At 70.0% G+C, this 18,957-nt stretch carries 15 protein-coding genes; 5 read left to right on the top strand and 10 right to left on the bottom strand.

From position 1 onward, the window contains the following. Positions 1–13 precede the first annotated feature (13 nt). Positions 14–3,634 (bottom strand): chromosome segregation protein SMC, encoded by a 3,621-nt coding sequence (gene smc, locus AC1DEM_RS13230; protein ID WP_476884827.1) that lies wholly within the window; start codon positions 3,632–3,634, stop codon positions 14–16. A 268-nt stretch (positions 3,635–3,902) separates the two neighbouring features. Between smc and AC1DEM_RS13225 the strand changes: the two genes are divergently transcribed. The 3 genes from AC1DEM_RS13225 to AC1DEM_RS13215 are packed head-to-tail and all read left to right on the top strand — an operon-like array spanning position 3,903 to position 8,712. Continuing rightward, positions 3,903–4,925, top strand: coding sequence for a 3-oxoacyl-ACP synthase III (locus AC1DEM_RS13225; RefSeq protein WP_476884796.1), 1,023 nt, complete (start codon positions 3,903–3,905; stop codon positions 4,923–4,925). Further along, a complete protein-coding gene (locus tag AC1DEM_RS13220; protein WP_476884795.1) occupies positions 4,919–7,678 on the top strand; it encodes an alpha/beta fold hydrolase in 2,760 nt (919 codons plus the stop codon). The genes AC1DEM_RS13225 and AC1DEM_RS13220 overlap by 7 nt, the downstream gene beginning before the upstream one ends. Beyond that, a complete protein-coding gene (locus tag AC1DEM_RS13215) occupies positions 7,675–8,712 on the top strand; it encodes an NAD-dependent epimerase/dehydratase family protein (protein ID WP_476884794.1) in 1,038 nt (345 codons plus the stop codon). The genes AC1DEM_RS13220 and AC1DEM_RS13215 overlap by 4 nt, the downstream gene beginning before the upstream one ends. On the opposite strand, the gene mutM is transcribed toward AC1DEM_RS13215, so the two are convergent. From mutM to coaD, 5 genes are all read right to left on the bottom strand, one after another. Beyond that, on the bottom strand, positions 8,648–9,595 hold the full coding sequence (mutM, locus tag AC1DEM_RS13210; RefSeq protein WP_476884793.1) for a bifunctional DNA-formamidopyrimidine glycosylase/DNA-(apurinic or apyrimidinic site) lyase: 948 nt from the start codon (positions 9,593–9,595) through the stop codon (positions 8,648–8,650). The genes AC1DEM_RS13215 and mutM overlap by 65 nt on opposite strands. A gap of 9 nt (positions 9,596–9,604) precedes the next feature. After that, on the bottom strand, positions 9,605–10,327 hold the full coding sequence (gene rnc / locus AC1DEM_RS13205) for a ribonuclease III (protein ID WP_476884792.1): 723 nt from the start codon (positions 10,325–10,327) through the stop codon (positions 9,605–9,607). Between the two features lie 21 nt (positions 10,328–10,348). Further along, the gene (rpmF, locus tag AC1DEM_RS13200; protein WP_056738282.1) at positions 10,349–10,552 is read right to left on the bottom strand and encodes a 50S ribosomal protein L32; all 204 of its coding nucleotides are present in this window, start codon (positions 10,550–10,552) and stop codon (positions 10,349–10,351) included. Between the two features lie 36 nt (positions 10,553–10,588). Beyond that, entirely contained in the window at positions 10,589–11,113 is a 525-nt protein-coding gene (locus tag AC1DEM_RS13195) for a YceD family protein (RefSeq protein WP_277523430.1), read from the bottom strand. 175 nt (positions 11,114–11,288) lie between these two features. Then, positions 11,289–11,789 carry a pantetheine-phosphate adenylyltransferase gene (gene coaD, locus AC1DEM_RS13190; RefSeq protein WP_476884791.1) on the bottom strand — a complete coding sequence of 167 codons (501 nt, stop codon included), beginning with the start codon at positions 11,787–11,789 and terminating at the stop codon, positions 11,289–11,291. 48 nt (positions 11,790–11,837) lie between these two features. On the opposite strand from coaD, the gene AC1DEM_RS13185 reads away from it, so the two are divergent. Then, positions 11,838–13,049, top strand: a complete 1,212-nt coding sequence (locus AC1DEM_RS13185; protein WP_476884790.1) for an aminotransferase class I/II-fold pyridoxal phosphate-dependent enzyme — start codon at positions 11,838–11,840, stop codon at positions 13,047–13,049. 2 nt (positions 13,050–13,051) lie between these two features. Beyond that, entirely contained in the window at positions 13,052–13,837 is a 786-nt protein-coding gene (locus tag AC1DEM_RS13180; protein WP_476884789.1) for a spermidine synthase, read from the top strand. Here AC1DEM_RS13180 and rsmD read toward each other — a convergent pair. From rsmD to thiL, 4 genes are read right to left on the bottom strand one after another with little or no spacing between them, the layout of a single operon-like run. Beyond that, positions 13,834–14,457, bottom strand: coding sequence for a 16S rRNA (guanine(966)-N(2))-methyltransferase RsmD (gene rsmD, locus AC1DEM_RS13175; RefSeq protein WP_476884788.1), 624 nt, complete (start codon positions 14,455–14,457; stop codon positions 13,834–13,836). The two genes, AC1DEM_RS13180 and rsmD, sit on opposite strands and share 4 nt — an antisense overlap. Positions 14,458–14,481: 24 nt before the next feature. Continuing rightward, positions 14,482–16,710, bottom strand: a complete 2,229-nt coding sequence (locus AC1DEM_RS13170; protein ID WP_476884787.1) for an ATP-dependent DNA helicase RecG — start codon at positions 16,708–16,710, stop codon at positions 14,482–14,484. Continuing rightward, a complete protein-coding gene (locus tag AC1DEM_RS13165) occupies positions 16,700–17,788 on the bottom strand; it encodes a DAK2 domain-containing protein (RefSeq protein WP_476884826.1) in 1,089 nt (362 codons plus the stop codon). Before AC1DEM_RS13165 ends, AC1DEM_RS13170 begins: the two co-directional genes overlap by 11 nt. Before the next feature lie 22 nt (positions 17,789–17,810). Next, on the bottom strand, positions 17,811–18,875 hold the full coding sequence (thiL, locus tag AC1DEM_RS13160; protein ID WP_476884825.1) for a thiamine-phosphate kinase: 1,065 nt from the start codon (positions 18,873–18,875) through the stop codon (positions 17,811–17,813). Positions 18,876–18,957: the final 82 nt, after the last annotated feature.

The raw sequence follows: 18,957 nt of genomic DNA, 5'->3' as shown, positions 1-18,957 counted from the left end.
ACGTCCGCGCTGGCTAGATCTCCACACTCAGCCGCTGGCTGATCACCGTGGAGACGCCGTCGCCGCGCATTGTGACGCCGTAGAGGGCGTCGGCGACTTCCATGGTGCGCTTCTGGTGCGTGATGACGATCAGCTGGCTGGACTCGCGGAGCTCTTCGAAGATGGTGATGAGCCGGCCCAGGTTGGTGTCATCGAGCGCCGCCTCGACCTCGTCCATGACGTAGAAGGGCGAGGGGCGTGCCTTGAAGATGGCCACCAGCAGCGCCACCGCCGTCAGGGAACGTTCGCCGCCGGAGAGCAGCGAGAGCCGTTTGATTTTCTTGCCGGCCGGGCGGGCTTCCACCTCGATCCCGGTGGTGAGCATGTCGGACGGGTCGGTCAGGACCAGCCGGCCTTCGCCCCCGGGGAACAACCGGGCGAAGACGCGGACAAACTGCCGGGAGGTGTCATCGAAGGCCTCGGCGAAGACCTTCTGGACGCGGTCGTCGACTTCCTTGATGATGTCCAGCAGATCCTTGCGGCTGGACTTCAGGTCTTCGAGCTGGGTGGCGAGGAACTGGTGGCGCTCCTCGAGCGCGGCGAACTCCTCGAGCGCCAGCGGGTTGACCTTGCCGAGGGCCGCGAGGTCGCGTTCGGCGCGTTTGAGCCGTTTTTCCTGCTCGGCCCGGACGAAGGGCTTGCCCGCGGAAATCTCGCGGCCGTCCTCGTCCACCGGGGCGCGCAGGGCGGCCCATTTGTCCGCCGAGTCGTCGGCCGGGACCGGGACGGGACGGTCCGGCCCGAAGTCGGCCACGAGCTGCTCGGCGGTCAGCCCGAGCTCCTCCACGCTTTTGAGTTCCAAGGCCTCGATCCGCAGCCGCTGTTGCGTGCGGGCGAGCTCGTCGCGGTGCACGGAGTCGGTGAGCTCGGCCAGTTCGCGGGCCAGGGCGTCGTTGCCGCTGCGGACCGCGGCAAGCTCCCGGTCCATCGACTCCTTGCGTTCCTCGGCGCTGTCCCGCGCCCGGCTGGCGAGCTCCACGGACACGTCGATGAACCCGATGATCTGCTGTACGGCGACGGCGACGGCGGCGGCCCGCCCGGCCTGGAGCCGGCGGCGGCGGGCCCGTTCGGCGGCTTCCTCGCGGGCGCGGCGTTCGGTGGCGGCGGCCCGTTCCAGCGAGGCCGCCCGGTTGCGGGTGGCCGTGAGCTGTTCCTCGGCGCTGCGCAGGGCGAGCCTGGCCTCCATTTCGGCCGTGCGGGCCAGTGAGGCGGCCAGTGCCAGGGCGTCGCGGTGCTCCGGCGAGGGTTCCTGTTCCTCGGGGGCCTCGGTGGCCGCGGCGAGCCGTGCCGTCACGGCTTCCAGGGCGTCCTGTTCGCTGACAATCTGGGCCTCGGCCCTGGCGAGGGAGGCGGCCAGGCGCTCACTCTCCCCCACGGCGCTGCGCAGCACCGCGTTCAGGTGGCCCAGGCGTTCGGCGACGGCGGCAAGTTTCGCGTCGGAATCGTGGAGTTTCGCGAGGGCCGCGTCCGCCCGGTCCTGGGCCTCGGCGCGCCGGGCCCGGGCGGTTGCAAGGGCGAAGCGATTGCGTTCGAGCCCGGCGGTGACGGCGGCCAGTTTCGCGGCGGCGTCGTCGACGGCGGCCTGGACTTCCAGCAGCGACGGCGCCGACGCGGATCCGCCGGTCACGGTCAGCGCGGTAAAGATGTCCCCGGCCCGGGTCACGGCCGTGAGGTCGGGGCGGCCCGCGATTAGCTGCGCCGCGGCGTCCAGGTCCTCGACGACGGCGACGCCCGCCAGCAGGGCGGCCAGCGGCAAGCGGGCGGCGTCCGGGTCCGCAGCCGAAACCAGCTCCGCCGCCCAGCGAGCGCCCGCTGGAAGTGTGCTCGCGCCGGTTAGCGCATTCGCCAACAGCTGCGAAGCTCCGGCCGGAACGTCGGCGAGCAGCAGCGCGGCGCGGCCGGCGTCGTCCTCGCGTAGCAGCCGCACGGCGGCGGCAGCCGTCTCCGGGTCCCGGACCACCACGGCGTCGGACGCAGTGCCGAGTGCGGCGGCGATGGCTGCCTCGAATCCGGCCTCCACGGTGATCATGGACGCGAGGGAGCCCAAGACCCCAGCCGCCAGGTTCCCCGCGGCCGCGCCGAGCACGTGCCCGGAGCCGTCCTTGCGGTTCAGTCCGAGCTGGAGGGCATCGCGGCGGGCCACGAGGGCGCCGCGTTCCCGCTCACCCTCACGCTCGGCCGCCTTCAGTGCGTCAATTTCGGCGATGACCGTGTCCAGGTCAACGCTTGCGGCCTCGTAATCGGCGTCGAGCGATTCCTCGCCGTCCTCGACGCCTGCAACCTGCGTCTCCAGGGCCGTGAACTCACTGTGCGCGTGCCGGCGGCGTTCCTCGCCGGCCTTCTGCGATTCGCGGAGGCGTCCCAGCTCAGATTGGGCCGACTCGACGCGGGATCGGGCCGCGCCGACCTGCCCGGCGAGCTTTGCCAGGCCTTCGCGCCGGTCCGCGGCGGCCCGGAGCAGGGCCGCGAGCCGCTTGTCCTCGGCGGCGGCGGCCTGTTCGGCATCTTGTTTGGCTGCTGTCGCTGCGCCCAGGGCCTCCGTCCGGTCCAGGATCTGCCCTTCCAGCCCGGCCTGCTCGTCGCGGACGCGGGCGGCCTGGACTTCCAGCTGGTCCGGATCCCGGCCGGTGTCGGGAGTCGCGTCCGCGGCGCCAAGCAGCCGGCGGCGCTCCTCGGCGAGCGAGCCGAGCGAACGGAGCCGTTCGCGCCCGGTGGAGAGTGAGTACCAGTTCTCCCGCGCGGCGTTCAGCGCGGGCGTGGCCTCGGCGGCTAGCCGTTCGAGGACCGCCTGGCGCTGCCGTCCGGCGTCGAGGTCGCGTTCGACGACGCCGCGGCGGGCCTTGAGCGCCGATTCATCCGCGACGTCCTGCGCCAACGCGGACTGCAGCTGGACGAGGTCGTCGGCCAGGAGGCGTGAGCGGGCGTCGCGGACCTCGAACTGGACGCTCTGGGCACGCCGGGCCACTTCCGCCTGCTTGCCCAGCGGGGTCAGTTGCCGCCGGATTTCGCCGGTGAGATCGCTGAGCCTGGACAGGTTGGCCTGCATGGCCTCGAGTTTGCGGACCGTCTTTTCCTTGCGGCGGCGGTGTTTGAGGATGCCGGCGGCCTCTTCGATGAAGCCGCGCCTGTCCTCGGGGGTGGCGTGCAGAACCTTGTCCAGTTGGCCCTGGCCCACAATCACGTGCATCTCGCGGCCAAGGCCGGAGTCGGAGAGCAGCTCCTGGATATCGAGCAGCCGGCAGCCGGCGCCGTTGATGGCGTATTCCGAGCCGCCGGTCCGGAACAGGGTCCGCGAGATCGTTACTTCGCTGTATTCGATCGGCAGGGCGCCGTCGCTGTTGTCGATTGTCAGCGAGACGTGGGCCCGCCCCAGCGGCGGCCGGCCCGAGGTGCCCGCGAAGATCACGTCCTCCATCTTGCCGCCGCGGAGGGTCTTGGCTCCCTGTTCGCCCATGACCCAGGCCAGCGCGTCCACGACGTTGGATTTACCCGAACCGTTGGGGCCCACCACGGCGGTGACGCCCGGCTCGAATTCAAAGGTCGTCGCTGAGGCGAACGACTTGAATCCCCGGACGGTCAGACTCTTGAGGTGCAAGGTGCTTCGGTTCTCCTGGTCGGCGGGCTGGGCCCACTGTTCGACGAATACTTGATTCGGACGGACGCGGGTGTTCGGGACGGCCCCGGATACTTCCAATCTACTGCGGCGTAGCGACAAGTCCGCGCAGAACCCGTGCAATGCCGCGGCTTTTGCCGCAGAATATGCAGGAACTGACCTCCACCGGGCATAGTTAAGCTCTTGGGCTTGCGCTCGAGGGTGCGGTAAACCGCCGAAGCGCAGGACGGACGTGAACAGGGGCTTGATTTTGGTAGGCAACGCAACATTCCGGCACAGCAACACCGCCTTACTCTCGGTGAGCAGCGTCGAAGCTCCGACGATCGTGAGTTCCATGGATTTCGACCGCAGGTTGGCTTCGACCCTGCGGCGGCTGAGGGTCCCCCCAAAGCTGCTGGAACGGGTGGCAGGCATCACGCACCGGCGCTGGTGGGCGCCCGGGACATCGTTCGACGACGCCGCCATCGAGGCGGGCGCAAAGGCCCTGGCCGAGTCCGGTGTCGAAGCGTCCGAGATTGGCCTGCTCATCAACACCTCCGTTACGCGGCGAAACCTCGAACCGTCCGTAGCGGTGAAGATCCACCACGGGCTCAGCCTGCCGTCGTCGGCCATGAACTTTGATCTGGCCAACGCCTGCCTCGGATTCGTCAACGGCATGACCCTGGCGGCCAACATGATCGATTCCGGACAGATCAAGTACGCGATGATCGTCAACGGTGAGGATGCCCAGGCAACGCAGGAGGCCACCCTGGCCCGGCTGCAGCGGCCCGAGACGACGCGCGAGGACTTCAACCGCGAGTTCGCCACACTGACCCTCGGCTCCGGAGCCGCTGCGGCCGTCCTGGGCCCGGCGGACCAGCACTCGGGGGCCCACCGCATCCTCGGCGGCGTGATGCGCGCCGGCACCGAACACCATGAACTGTGCGTGGGCGGCATCGACGGCATGGCCACGGACACCAAGGGCCTGCTCGAGGGCGGCCTGCAGCTTGTGGTGGACGCCTGGCACGAGGCCCAGCCGGAGTGGGACTGGGGTTCGATGGACCGCTACGTCACGCACCAGGTGAGCAATGCCTATACCCAGGCCATCATCGACGCCATTGACCTGGACCCGGACAAGGTGCCGATCACGTTCCCGCACTGGGGCAATGTGGGCCCGGCTTCCCTCCCAATGACCCTCGCTGCCGAAGCGCAGACTCTCGCAGCCGGGGACCGCGTGCTGTGCATGGGCGTCGGTTCCGGTCTGAACACCGCCATGGTGGAAATCGTTTGGTAGCCGCCGACTGGCCCGGCGTCGACCCCGAGTGGTCGCGCGAAATCGATGTGGCGTCCACCTCCGCCGTGGACGGGCCCGGAACCGTGCGCCGCTGGCACCTGCTCGACAACGGTGCCCAGCTCGCGCGCCGCGGCCTGACTCCTGCCGGCACCCTGCTGTGCGTGCACGGCAACCCGACGTGGTCCTACCTGTGGCGGACCCTGCTGGGCGCCGGATCCGACCCCGCACATCCGTGGCGCGTGGTGGCGGTGGACCAGCTGGATATGGGCTTCTCCGAGCGCACCGGCACGTTCCGGCGCTTGGAGGACCGGATCAACGACCTCGGCGACCTCACCGCCGCGCTCGGACTGGACGGGCCGGTGGTCACCGTCGGCCACGACTGGGGCGGCGTGATCAGCCTCGGCTGGGCCGTGGCACATCCGCAGCAGCTCGCGGGAGTGGTGCTGACCAACACCGCCGTCCACCAGCCCTCCGCCTCCCAGATCCCGCCGGCGCTGCGGCTCGCCCTGCACCCCGCCGTGCACCGCTGGGGGACGACGACGTCGGACACCTTCCTGCGCGTGACGCATTCCCTGGCCCACCCGGCGCTCGCCGCGGATGTCCGCAGCGCCTTCATGGCCCCTTACCGCGGCGCCGACCGCCGCGCCGGCGTAGGGAACTTTGTCGCTGACATTCCCGCCGACGCGTCCCATCCGAGCTTCCCGACGCTTAGCCGCGTCGCGGAAGGGGTGCGCGGGTTGGGGGTTCCGGCCCTGATGCTCTGGGGCCCACGGGATCCGATCTTTTCCGACCGGTACCTCAAGGACCTCATCAGCCGGCTGCCGGACGCGAAAGTTCACCGCTTTGAGGGTGCCGGCCACCTGGTCGCGGAAGACCGGGACATCGCCGCCCCCGTCTTCGAGTGGCTTGCCGAGTGCGGCCGGGACAGCGACCACGGCCTTCTGCGCATCGACGCCCCGACCGATGGACCGGCCGACGCCCCGACCGACGGGCCGCTGCCGGAATACTCGACGCCGGAAGACGGGGCCGAGCCCCTGGAGCCCGGCACCGATGGTCCCGGCACCGGGGTCCCGCCGCTTTGGGCGCCGCTCACCGCACTGGCCGCGGGACCCACAGCCGGGGATGCCGCCGTCGCGGAAATGGCAGCGGACGGCAGCGTCGCCCGCTCGCTCAGCTGGCGGGAGCTGGAACAGAATATCGCCGCCCTCGCCGCCGGCCTGCGGGAAATCGGTGTGGGGCACGGCAGCCGGGTAAGCCTGATGGTCCCTCCGGGCGTGGACTTGACCGTGGTCCTCTATGCCTGCCTGCGGCTCGGCGCGGTGGTCGTCGTGGCCGACGCGGGCCTGGGCACCCGCGGCCTGAGCCGTGCCGTCAAGGGCGCCACCCCGGATTTCCTCATCGGAATCGGCAAGGCGCTGGCGGCTGCCTCGGTACTCGGCTGGCCGGGACGGCGCATCAGTGTCCGGGACCTGCCGGCCGCCCGGCGCCGCCTCCTCGCCGTCGAAACCTCCCTCGCCGCCCTCCGCCGCCGCGGAACCAGCCCGGAACTCCCTTGCCCGGATCCGGCCCTGGCTCCGGACCCGGATGCCCCCGCCGCCGTGCTCTTCACCTCCGGCTCCACCGGTCCCGCCAAGGGCGTGCTCTACACCCACCGGCAACTGGCCGCGATGCGGGATACCGTCGCCACAACGCTGGGGATCCGCCCGGGCGCACGCCTGGTTGCGGGCTTCGCGCCGTTCGCCCTGCTGGGACCGGCGCTCGGAGCCGTGTCGGTGACGCCCGCCATGGACGTCACCATGCCCCGCACCCTGACGGCCGGGACGCTGGCGGCCGCCGCCGCGGCCATCGACGCCACGGTGATTTTCGCCTCCCCCGCGGCCTTGCGCAACGTCCTCGCGACCCAGGACGGCCTAAGCCCGGCCGGGCACCAGGCCCTGGGGCGGGTGGAGCTGCTGCTCTCCGCCGGCGCGCCCGTCCCCGAACCCCTCCTCGCCGAGGTGCAGCGGCTGCTGCCCCGGGCCTCGCTGCACACCCCGTACGGGATGACCGAGGCGCTGCCCGTCACCGACATCAGCCTCGAACAGATCCGCGACGCCGGGGCCGACGCCGCCGCCGGAACCATGGCCGGGGCCGGCAACGGCGTGTGCGTGGGCTGGCCGGTGCACGGCTCCTATGTGGCCGTTATCCCGCTCGCCGCAGACGGCACCGCACCCGGGAACCGTCCCGTCACGGAGGCGGGCGTCAGCGGTGAGATCCTTGTCAGCGCCCCGCATGTGAAGGAAGCCTACGACAGGCTCTGGCTGACCCAGCGTGAGAGCGTCCGCACGGCGGGATGGCACCGCACCGGAGACGTCGGGCACTTCGACGCCGCCGGCCGGCTCTGGGTGGAAGGACGCCTCGCGCACGTCGTCACGGCGCCGGGTGCTGTGGTGACGCCCGTGGGCGCCGAGCAGGCCATCGAACGCCTGGACGACGTCGGGATGGCCGCCGTCGTCGGGGTCGGCCCGTCCGGGACCCAGGCCGTCGTCGCCGTCGTCGACACCGTTCCGCCGGTCCGCCGGGCCGGCCCCGCCGCGCCGCACCTGGCAGGCCGCGTACGGGACGCCGCCCGGGTGGCAGGCGTCAGCGTCTCCGCCGTGCTCGCCGTCCCGTCTCAGCCGACCGATATCCGCCACAACGCCAAGATCGACAGGACCCGCCTGTCCAGGTGGGCGTCAAAGGTGCTGGCCGGCGGCCGTCCGGGCACGCCGTGAAGGTCCTCGTCACCGGCGCGAGCGGCCTGCTCGGCCGCGAAGTGGCCCGGCTGCTGGTGGGGCAGGGCCACGCCGTCACCACGTTCCAGCGCCGCCCCTCCGGCGTCGAAGGCGCCGCGGACCTCTCCGGCTCCGTTGCGGACCAGGACGCCGTCCGCCGGGCCGTCGCCGGCGCCGAGGGCGTCATCCACCTGGCCGCGAAGGTCTCCTTCACCGGCCGCGCGGCGGAGTTCGATGAAGTGAATGTCGAAGGCACGCGCCGCCTGCTCCGGGCCGCACGCCAGGCCGGTGTGCGGGACCTGGTGTTCGTCTCCTCCCCCTCCGTGGCCAACTCCGGGACCGCCATCGCCGGGCTGGGCGCCGGGCCGGCGGACCCGGTCCGCGCGCACGGCGACTACTCCCGCACCAAGGCCGAGGCCGAACTGCTGGCGCTGGCCGCGGACGCGCCGGACTTCCGGGTCGCGGCGGTGCGCCCGCACATCGTCTGGGGCCCCGGCGACACGCAACTAGTGGAACGGGTGCTGGACCGTGCCGGCCGCGGCCGGCTGCCGCTGCTCGACGCCGGTGCAGCCTTGATCGACACCACCTACGTGGACAACGCCGCTGCGGCCATCGTCGCCGCGCTGCACCGCATGGAGTACATCCACGGCCGGGCGCTCGTGGTCAGCAATGGCGAACCCCGCCCTGTCGGCGAGCTGTTGGCGGGCATTTGCGCCGCGGGCGGCGTCCCTGCGCCCTCGTGGGCGGTGGCGGGCAGCCTCGCGCGTGCTGCAGGATCGGTGATAGAGAAGGCATGGTCCTGGACCGGCCGGGCTGGGGAGCCGCCGATGACCAGGTTCCTCGCTGAGCAGCTCTCCACCGCCCACTGGTTCGACCAGCGCGAGGCCCGGGAACTCCTCGACTGGGTCCCCGCCGTTTCGCTTGACGAGGGCCTGGCGAGGCTGGCCGGGCACTACGGCCGAACTCCCCCTACCAGCGGCCGTTCCGGGGCCGGGGCTGGCAGACGGGGCAGGTGTACGAGGAACGGTTCATGAACTGTTCCCGCTTCATCAGGCTGACCCGGCCCGCGGCGGCGCAGCGCTTGCACTCCTGGCCCTCCCGGCCATAGGCGTTCAGGGACCGGTCGAAGTACCCGGAGGCCCCGTTGACGTTGACGTAGAGCGAATCGAAGCTCGTGCCGCCAGCGGCCAGCGCATCCGTCATGACCCCGCGGGCGGCGTCGAGCAGCCGCAGCGCGTCGGCGCGGCGCAGGGTGTCGGTGGGCCGGGCATAGTGCAGCTGCGCCGTCCACAGGGCCTCGTCCGCGTAGATGTTGCCGATCCCGGAGACCAGCCCCTGGTCCAGCAGGGCCCGCTTGAGCCCGGTTTTGCGTGCCCGCAGGCGCCGGTAGAAATCGTCGAAGGAGAACCAGGGGTCCAGCGGGTCCCGGGCAATGTGCGAGGCTTCCTCGGCGATGAGCGGCAGCGGCGTTTCGGCCAGGCCGCCGGGCCCGCCATCGTCAGTGGGGATCAGCGACGTGAGGAACAGGCCGCCGAAGATGCGCTGGTCCACGAACCGGAGCTGATCGGGCATGCCGTCGGCGGGGCTGAGCCGGAGCCTGACCTTGAGGTGTTTTTCGTCCGGAACGCCGGGGTCCTGCATCAGCAGCTGACCGGACATGCCAAGGTGGGCCATGAGTGCGACGGCGGGGGCAGAGTTTGGCATGGGCGTGTCCGCCAGCGGCATCCAGAGGAATTTGCCGCGGCGGACCACGTCCAGCACCCGGGCGCCCTCAAGGTTGCCGGCGAAGTCTTCCGGGCCCAAGGCATGCCGGCGCAGGGACCGCGGGTCCAGGACATCGACGGAAGTTATGATCCGGCCGCGCACCCAGCTCACCAGGCCGCGCCGGACCACCTCAACCTCGGGCAGTTCAGGCAACGCGGCCGCCTAGCTGCCGGTCTGGGTGTGCAGTTGCTGCGTGTCGGGCGCGGACGGGGCGGTCAGCCGGCGCCAGGCGTCGGCGGCGGCTTCCTGCTCGGCTTCTTTCTTGGAGTTCCCGCTGCCGGTGCCGTAATCGGTGCCGCCGATCCGCAGCACGGCCTCGAACGTCCGGGCGTGGTCCGGTCCGGAGCCGTCAACCGCGTAGTTGATGGTTCCGAGCTGCCGGCTGGCCGCCAACTCCTGGATGGAAGTCTTCCAGTCGGTGCCGGCGCCGAGGGCGGCGGCGTCCTTCAACAACGGCCCAACCAGCCGCATCACCAGCTGCCGTGCCGTCTCGATGTCGTTGGAGAGGTAGGTGGCGCCGATCAGCGCCTCCATGGTGTCCGCCAGGATGGAGGCCTTGTTCTTGCCTTCGGTGAGCTTCTCGCCCTGTCCGAGGTAGATGTATTCGCCCAGCCCGATGCTGCGGCCGATGCCGGCCAGGGCCCGGGTGCTGACGACGGCGGAACGGCGCTTGGCCAGATCGCCCTCGGGCAGCGTGGGGTTATCGCGGTACAGCGCGTCCGTCACGGAGAAGCCCAGGATGGAATCGCCCAGGAACTCGAGCCGTTCGTTGGTGGGAATGCCGCCGTTTTCGTAGGCGTAGGAACGGTGTGTGAGCGCAAGACGAAGCGTCCCGGCGTCAATAGTGACACCGAGACGCTTCAGAAGCTCTTCAGTTGAAGACATCTTTTTCAGCCTGTTGGCGGATTAGACGTCTGCGACCTTGCGGCCCTTGTATTCAAGGAACAGCGCGGTGCCAGCCGAGTCGGTAACGACCTTTGCCTGGTGCGGCAGGCTGTAAACAACCTGGCCGTTCTCTACGGTCTTCACCAGGTGGGGGGCAGTTGCCTTCCACTGGGAGCGGCGGGCGCGGGTATTCGAGCGAGACATTTTCCGCTTCGGGACAGCCACGGCTAACTCATTTCTCTCTAGAAAAACACTTACAAATCAGTTTTGCCGGTCAGGCTTAGCCAAGTCAGCCAGGGCGGCCCACCGAGGATCTACGACCTCGTGGTGATGCCCCGGCTCGTCTTCCAGGCGTGCTCCACATTCGGAACAAAGGCCCTGGCAGTCTTCCCGGCACACCGGCTGGAACGGCAGTATGGTGACAACTGCGTCCCGCAACACCGGCTCAAGATCGATCAGATCGTGCTCGACTCGACGTTGCTCTTCTTCGTCTTCTTCGTCGGAGAACACAGCGTCCTCGTAGAAGAAAAGTTCTTGCACATCGACCTCTTGGTCATACGCAAGGGGATCCAGGCATCGGCCGCATTCGCCAGTTACTTCAACGAGCGCGGTTCCTGATACCAAAATTCCTTCGTGTACGGCCTCAAGCCGCAGGTCCAGCTCGACATCCGAGCCTTCCTGCACGCCAATGAGCGCCACGCCAAGATCACTTGGCGCGGGTACATGTTCCGTCAGCGTTCGCATGCTTCCCGGACTGCGTCCGAGGTCCTTGACGTCGAACGCCAAGGGCGAACTAGCATCTCGTTTAATGAGAACTCCTGTTGAACATATGACCGACGTACTATCTTAGCCCGAACTTCCGGACGGACTCAAACTGGGGGAACGCCTGCGGTTCACACCACAAAGCCGCCTTGGATTCGGGCCACGCAACCGGCAGCAGGCCGCCGAGTACCGGTCAAGCTTACACTTTGCGCGCCCGGTTCTGGACCGGCTCGCCCGGAGCCAGCCGTTTCAGCACGGACCGGGGTACAAAGTCCGAGACGTCCCCGCCCAGGGCGAAGACCTCTTTGATGAGGGTGGAGGACAGGTGCAGGTAGTGGCTTTCCGCCGGCAGGAACACCGTCTCGACGCCGGTCAGCTGCCGGTTCATCGTGGCCATCGGCAGCTCGTAGTCGAAGTCCGAGGACGAGCGCAGGCCCTTGACGATCGCGGACACACCGCGCTGCCTGCAGTACTCGGCCAGGAGCCCCTCCCCCACAGGTTCCACCACGATGCCGCGCAAGGAAGCGAACGTTTCCTTGGCCATGTCGATCCGCTCCTCAATGCTGAAGCGGTACTTCTTGGCGTAGTTCGTTGACACGGCCACGATCACCTCGTCGAAGAGGCCCGCGGCGCGCGCTATGACTTCAAGGTGTCCATTGTGAATGGGGTCAAAGGAGCCAGGGCAAACAGCGCGTCTCATGCTCCGAACCTACCGTATCCGCGCCGCAGGCCGGGATAACATGGCTGAATGTCCCAGCTCCCTCCCCAGTTCCCGTGGCAGCGCGCCGCAACCGGCGCCAACTTGCTCTCCCCCGGCGGTTCGCTGGGCGTCACGATCTTCGAGGAGATGACCACCCTGGCGCTCAGCACGGGCGCCATCAATCTCGGCCAGGGCTTCCCGGACGAGGACGGCCCCGTCGAGATCAAGGAGGCCGCCCAGGCCGCCATCGCCGCCGGAGCCAACCAGTATGCGCCCGGCAAGGGCATCCTTCCCCTCCGGGAGGCGATCGCAGTCCACCAGGAGCGGTTCTACGGGCTGACCCCCGCTCCCCAGACCGAGATCATCGTCACCACCGGCGCCACGGAGGCCATCGCCGCATCGCTACTGGCGCTGGTCGGTCCGGGCGATGAGGTGCTCACGTTCGAGCCGTTCTACGACTCCTACGGCGCCATCATCGGACTCGCCGGCGCCACGCACGTCACAGCCCCGCTCCTGGCCCCGGATTTCATGCCGGACCTGGCCACGCTCGAGGCCGCGTTCAGCAACCGCACCAAGGTTGTGCTGATCAACAATCCGCACAACCCGACCGGCGCCGTGTTCCCCCGCGAGGTGCTTGCGCGCGTCGTCGAACTGGCCGCGAAATACGACGCCGTCATCATCACCGACGAAGTGTACGAGCACCTGACCTTCGGTGTGCAGCACATCCCGCTGGCCACCCTGCCCGGCGCGGCCGAGCGCACGCTGACCATTTCCTCGGCCGGCAAGACGTTCTCCTTCACCGGGTGGAAGATTGGCTGGCTCTCCGGACCGGAGCACCTCGTGGCCGCCGCCCGGACGGTCAAGCAGTTCCTGAGCTACAGTTCCGGCACGCCGTTCCAGGCCGCGATCGCGGTGGGGCTGGGACTCCCGGACGAGTTCTACGCCGGCATCGCCGACACGCTCCGGCACAAGCGCGACGTCCTCAGCGAGGGGCTCCGCGCGGCCGGCCTCGACGTCCTGACCCCGCAGGGCACCTACTTCGTGAACGTGGACACCTCGCCGCTGGGGATCACCGATTCCGTGGAGCTGGCCCGCAGGCTCCCGGCGCTGGTGGGCGTCGCCGCGATCCCGGTGCCGGTCTTCTGCCACGCCGAAGGCGCCGAGCGCACCCGCAGCCTGCTCCGCTTCGCTTTCTGCAAGCAGCTGCACGTCCTCGAGGAGGCCGCCGAGCGGCTGGCGACCTTGCGCGACAGGCTGTGAGCATGGCCGGGCGGCAACCCGACGCCTCGCGGTTCCTGCGGACCACCGGGCAACACGCGACGATTGCACCGGATTCCTTCACCGACGGCGGCTTCGTGCTGAGCATCGGCGGCGCTGAGCAATCCCACGTCAACCTGACCGATCCCGCGGACATCTTCTATGAATACCTGCGCAGGATCGGGCACGTGGTGGACCTCGCGGCGCCGTGGGGGGAGCCCATCAGCGCGCTGCACTTGGGCGCGGGCGCACTGACGCTGGCCCGCTACATCCAAGCCACCCGGCCCGGCTCGGTCCAGTATGCGGTGGAGCTGGAGCGGGAACTGCTGGACTTCGTGCTGGCGCAGCTGCCCCTGCCGGAGGGGACGCAGCTGCACACGGTGATCGGCGATGCCCGCGACGCCCTCGCCGGGCTCCCGGCGGAACTGCGGTTCGACGTCGTGATCCTGGACATCTTCTCCGGGCCCGAGGCACCGGAACACATCGCGTGTACAGAGTTCTACCAGGAGGCGGCGGCCCGGCTGACTCCGCGCGGGGTATTGATGGTCAACGTGGGCGACGAACCCGGGCTGACCCTGGTCCGGAGCCAGGTCGCGGCCATGCGCCGGGCCATGGCCGACGTCTCGGCCTTCGCCGAGGCCGGGATGTTCACCGGCCGGTATCCCGGGAATATCATCCTGACCGGGACCCAGGGCCCGTGGCCGGAGGTCTGGACGGCGGCGCTCACGGCGCGCGGCCCGCACCCGGCCAGGCTGCTGGCCGGCGTCGAGCTGGACGCGCTGGCCGGCTAGTCCCCGGCCTCCACGTCCGCGGCTTCCACGGCTTCCACGCCCTCTGCGGCTTCCACGCCGGGCTCGGCGAACCACAGCCGGGTTTCGCCGTACTTCTTCTCGGCAAACCTTTCCATGCCCTCGGGCCATGCCGGCTCGGGGCTCCGGGATGAGCGTTCCACCACGACGACGGCCCCCTCGCCCAGGTGCGGCACCAGCTTGGCCAGCACGGCAGCGAGGGCCGGCTCGTCCAGGGGGTAGGGCGGGTCCAGGAACACCAGATCCCAGCGCAGGGCCTCAGCGGTCCGGTCCAGGAAGGATTCGACCTTGGAACGGTGCACGGAGACCACCTTGCGGCGCGTGACGGTGTTGACCAGGTCCGCGTTGCGCTGGCAGACGGCGGACGCCTTGGCATCGAATTCGACCAGGTCCACGGAGCCGGCGCCGCGGCTGCCGCTCTCCACCCCCAGCGAGCCGGATCCTGCGTACAGATCCAGCACGCGGGCCCCGGCAATGACGTCGAAGGCGTCCAGCCGGGAGAACAGCGCTTCCTTGACCCGGTCCGTGGTGGGCCGTGTCAGGCTCCCGGGGACGCTGACCAGGGGGCTGCCGCCGGCCGCGCCGGAAATGATCCGGCTCATGGGCGAAGCCCTTGATGTGTGGTCCTAGCCGCGTTCAAGGAACGCCTCCTTCTCGGGGTTCAGGTATTCATCGATCGCGGCCGCGAGCTGGGGCTGGCCGGCCAGTGCGGGATCGGCAGCCACGATCCGCTGGGCGTCCTGCCGGGCCCGGGCAATCACGTCCTCGTGCTCGAGGACGCGCAGCAGCTTCAGCGTGGAGCGGCCGCCGGACTGCGAGGCGCCCAGGATGTCGCCTTCGCGGCGGAGCTTGAGGTCCTCCTGGGAAAGTGCGAAGCCGTCGGTGGTGGCTGCCACGGCATCGAGCCGGCGCCGGCTCGGATGGCCCGGCTCCAAGGTGGTGACCAGCAGGCAGGTCCCGGGCAGCCCGCCGCGGCCCACCCGGCCCCGCAGCTGGTGGAGTTGGGAGATGCCAAACCGGTCCGCGTCCAGGATCACCATGAGCGTGGCGTTGTGCACGTCCACGCCCACCTCAATCACGGTGGTGGAGACCAGCAGTTTGGTCTGATTGGCCGTGAAGGAGGCCATGGTCTCGGACTTCAGCGCCGGGTCCTGCCGGCCGTGCAGCGGCGCCACCGACACCCCGGCGAGGGCCGGTTCGTCCTGGAGGAGTTCCACGACGCCGGTGACGGAGGCGAGTTCCCGCGAGCCGTTCTCGCCTTCGAGGTCTGCGGCGGACGGTTCGGCCTCGCCCGGGGTGAAGTCGCCGTCGTCGTCCGTGCCGATCTTGGGGCAGACCACGTAGACCTGATGGCCGGCGTCGATCTCCTCCCGCGAACGGGACCAGATGCGGGTGGCCCAGGCCGGGTGTTCGGCGAGCCCCACCACGTGCGTGGAGATCGGGGCACGGCCGGCGGGGAGCTCATCCAGCACGGAGGTTTCGAGGTCTCCGAACACGGTCATGGCCACGGTCCGGGGAATCGGGGTGGCGGTCATTACCAGCAGGTGCGGCGGTTTGCTGGCCTTGGCCCGGAGGGCGTCGCGCTGTTCCACGCCGAAGCGGTGCTGCTCGTCCACCACAATCAGGCCGAGGTCGTAAAAGGACACGTTGTCGCTGAGCAGGGCGTGGGTGCCGATCACGATGCCCGCCGTTCCGGAAGCCGCGTCCAGCATGGCCTGCTTCCGGGCCGCGGTGGGCATGGAGCCGGTGAGGAGGGTGACCTGGACGGCGTCCGGGCCGAACCCGCCGAGCATCCCGTCCCGGGAGAGCGGACCGAGCGTGCGCCGGATGGAGTCATAGTGCTGGGCGGCGAGGACTTCCGTGGGGGCCAGCAGGGCAGCCTGTCCCCCTGCGTCCACCACCTGCAGCATGGCGCGCAGGGCCACGATCGTCTTGCCGGAGCCCACCTCGCCCTGGAGCAGCCGGTTCATGGGCGAGTTCTGGGCGAGCTCGTCGGAGAGCGTCTTGCCGACGGCGGCCTGGCCCGCGGTCAGCGTGAACGGCAACTGGCGGTCGAAGGCGGGCAGCAGCCCGTCCGGTGCCGGGCGGCGGCCCGTTGCTTCCTCGGCGGCGAGCTGGGCGCGGCGGCGGGCCAGGGCCGACTGGAGCACCAGGGCTTCCTGGTAGCGGAACCTGTCGCGGGCGCGCTGGAAGTCCGCCGGGGTCTGCGGGGCGTGGATCAGCCGGTAGGCGTCCGCGACCGGCAGGAACTTCTCCCGCGCCGCGATCTCCGCAGGCAGCGGGTCCCCGAGGGTTTCAAGATCCATGGTGTCCAGCAGGGTCGAGATGACCTTCTGGATAGACCAGCTGGTGAGCTTGGCCGTGGCCGGGTAGACCGGGATCGGCATGGCGGCGAGCGTCTCCGGGTCGATGCCCGGGGTGTCGGGATCCTCGTCGAGCAGCAGGAAATCGGGGTTGGTCAGGCCGAGGGATCCGCCGTAGCGGGTGACCTTGCCGGAAAACATGGCGCGCCGGCCCGGCTGCAGCTCCGCTTTGGCCCGGAACCCGTTGAAGAAGCTGACCTTGAGCGTGCCCGGCAGTGCTCCGCCGGCGTCGTCGGAGATCACGACGTCGGTGAGGGAACCGCGCCGGGCGCGCATGGATCGGGTGCTGTTGGAGACCACCCGGGCGATCAGTGTCACTTCCTCGTCCAGCGGGACCTCGCTGATGGGTGTCAGCTCGCCGCGGCTGAGGTAGCGGCGGGGGAAGTAGTTCAGGAGCCCGCCGACGGTGGTGATGCCGAGGTGTTTTTCGATGACAGCCGCGGAGCGCTTGCCGATGCGGCGCTCGAGGCCCAGTTCAAGTTCAGCGTGCATGTCCGTCGGGGTTTCGGGTTTCGGCGGCGGCCGCCGGGGCAGTGCTGGCGGCATCGGAGGCAGCAGTGCTGGCAGCAGCGGAGGCGGCAACGGTGGCGGCCTGGGGTTGCGGATCGCGCGGCACTGCGAGCTCACTCACGGAAATGTCCGTGGGGACGCCCAGGGAACGGATCAGGGCGACGGCGGGGTCGGCATCCAGGACGTGGACATGGACACGCCAGCGGTACTGCCCGGTGGCGTCCGCGGCCCCGCCCACCTGGCTCATGATGACAGAGTCGCCCATTTCGTCGAGCCGTTGGCGCATCATCGCGGCATCCAGCGGGGACAGGGAGATGGTGCACATGACCTCGACGCCTTCGTCGCGCGGCATGCTGGCGTGGATGTGCGGGTCCTGGACGTCGTAGCCGTGCAGGCCGTCCAGCAGTTCGCTCTGGAGCTCCTCGCCCAGCACGGCGGAGCGGAGGCAGTCCAGGATCAGGAGCATGCCCACGCCGCCGGCGTCCACCACGTGGGCGGCGTGCAGGGCATCGAGCTGGTCCTCCGTGCGCACCACGGCGGCCAGGGCTGCCTCGACGGCGGCATCCAGGGCCAGGCCGAGGGTCTGGTTGCTGTCATCGCCGTCGTGGGCGGAGTCGACGGCGGCCGCGGCGCGGGCGGCGGCCTCCATGACGGAGAGCATAGTGCCGGGCACGGGATCACTCAGCGCGGACCAGGCCCGGATCTGGGCCCGGTTCAGGGCCGCGGCCAGCAACGGTGAGCTGATCCGGGTGTGCCCGGCCAGCGGTTCGGCGGCGGCGGCGAGGAAGACGGCAAACAGGGTTCCGGAGTTGCCGCGGGCCTGTTCCATGGCCACCTGGCCGGCCTGCGCCAGGACGGCGCCGACGTCGTGCGGGTCGGCGGCGGGATGCGGATCCGTGGCTCCACCGACCACGGCGTCCGCGGCGTGGGCCGCGGCACGGACGGTCAGGTAGAGGTTGGTGCCGGTGTCGCCGTCGGCAACGGGAAAGATGTTGATGGCGTTCAGGCGGTCGCTGTGGTTGCCGAGCGTGGTCTCCGCCTTGCCCAACCACCGCTTCATCGCTTGCGCGTTGGCGGCAATCTTAGTCTGCAAAGTGATCCCATCCCACAGCATTAGCGGGCCTGCCCGCGATCGATACTCCCGTGCTCTCGGTTGGTGCAGGGGCCTCTACCGAGCCTATCGCAGTGAACCCGGGAGGGAGCTGAACCCCTGCGGGAAAAGTGGCCAGCAGTCCGTGGTCCTCGCCGCCGCCGAGGACCCAGGACATCGGGTCTGCGCCCAACAGCTCGGATGCCGGCAGCAGCGCAGCGGCCAGTTCCTTCAGGGCGGCGGCGTCCAGGTTCAGCACGGCGTGGCTGGCGGCCGCCATGCGGTTTCCGTCCCGGACCAGGCCGTCCGAGATGTCCATCATGGCCGACGCCCCGGCCTCACGCGCCAAAGGTCCCGCCGCGAGCGGCGGCTGCGGCCGGCACTGGGTGTCCATGAGTGAGCGCTGCTCCGTGGTCAGGTCCCCCACGGGAACGTCCGACTCCAGCAGCGCCAGCCCGGCGGCGGCCCGGCCCACTGTTCCCGCCAGCGCCACGGTATCCCCTGGCCGGGCTCCGGAACGCAGCACGGGATCCTTGCCGTCAAGGGTCCCCAGGATGGCCACGCTGACCGCCAGCTCGCGGCCGCGGCCGAGGTCGCCGCCGGCCACCGCGCAGGCCGGAGCCCCCAGCCCCCTGATTCCGGCCACGAGGCCGTCCGCGAAATCTTCCACCCAGCGGACAAGGGTCTCCGGCGGCATCGTCAGGCTCACCACAAGGGAGGTGGCCCGGGCGCCCATGGCATTGATGTCGCTGAGGTTTTGCGCGGCGGCCTTCCAGCCGACGTCGTACCCGGTGGTCCGGTAGCCGTTGTTCCACTGGAGCCGGAAGTCCTGGTCGGCCACCTGCGTGTCGATGCTCAACACAGTCCGCCCGTCCGGCGCGGCGACAATGGCGGCGTCGTCCCCCGGCCCCAGCAGCAAGTACCCCGCCCCTTCCGGGCCGCCCGTGGGCCCAGTGCGCCCAGAGACAGTGAGCCGCGGGAAGATGCGCCCCAGCAGCTGGGACTCCGAGAGCCCGGCAACGGTCAAGGCGGCGTCCGGCGGCTGGTGTTCGGGCACGGGAGATTCGGGCACAGCCGTTTCGGGCACAGGAGTTTCAGGCACAGCCCTACGCTACCGCGAGGGGCTGACAGAGCCGGGC

It is taken from the genome of Arthrobacter sp. 05T420 (assembly GCF_056396305.1).
The sequence above is the reverse complement of the archived record's forward strand: the minus strand, read 5'-3'. Positions and strand labels throughout refer to the sequence as shown.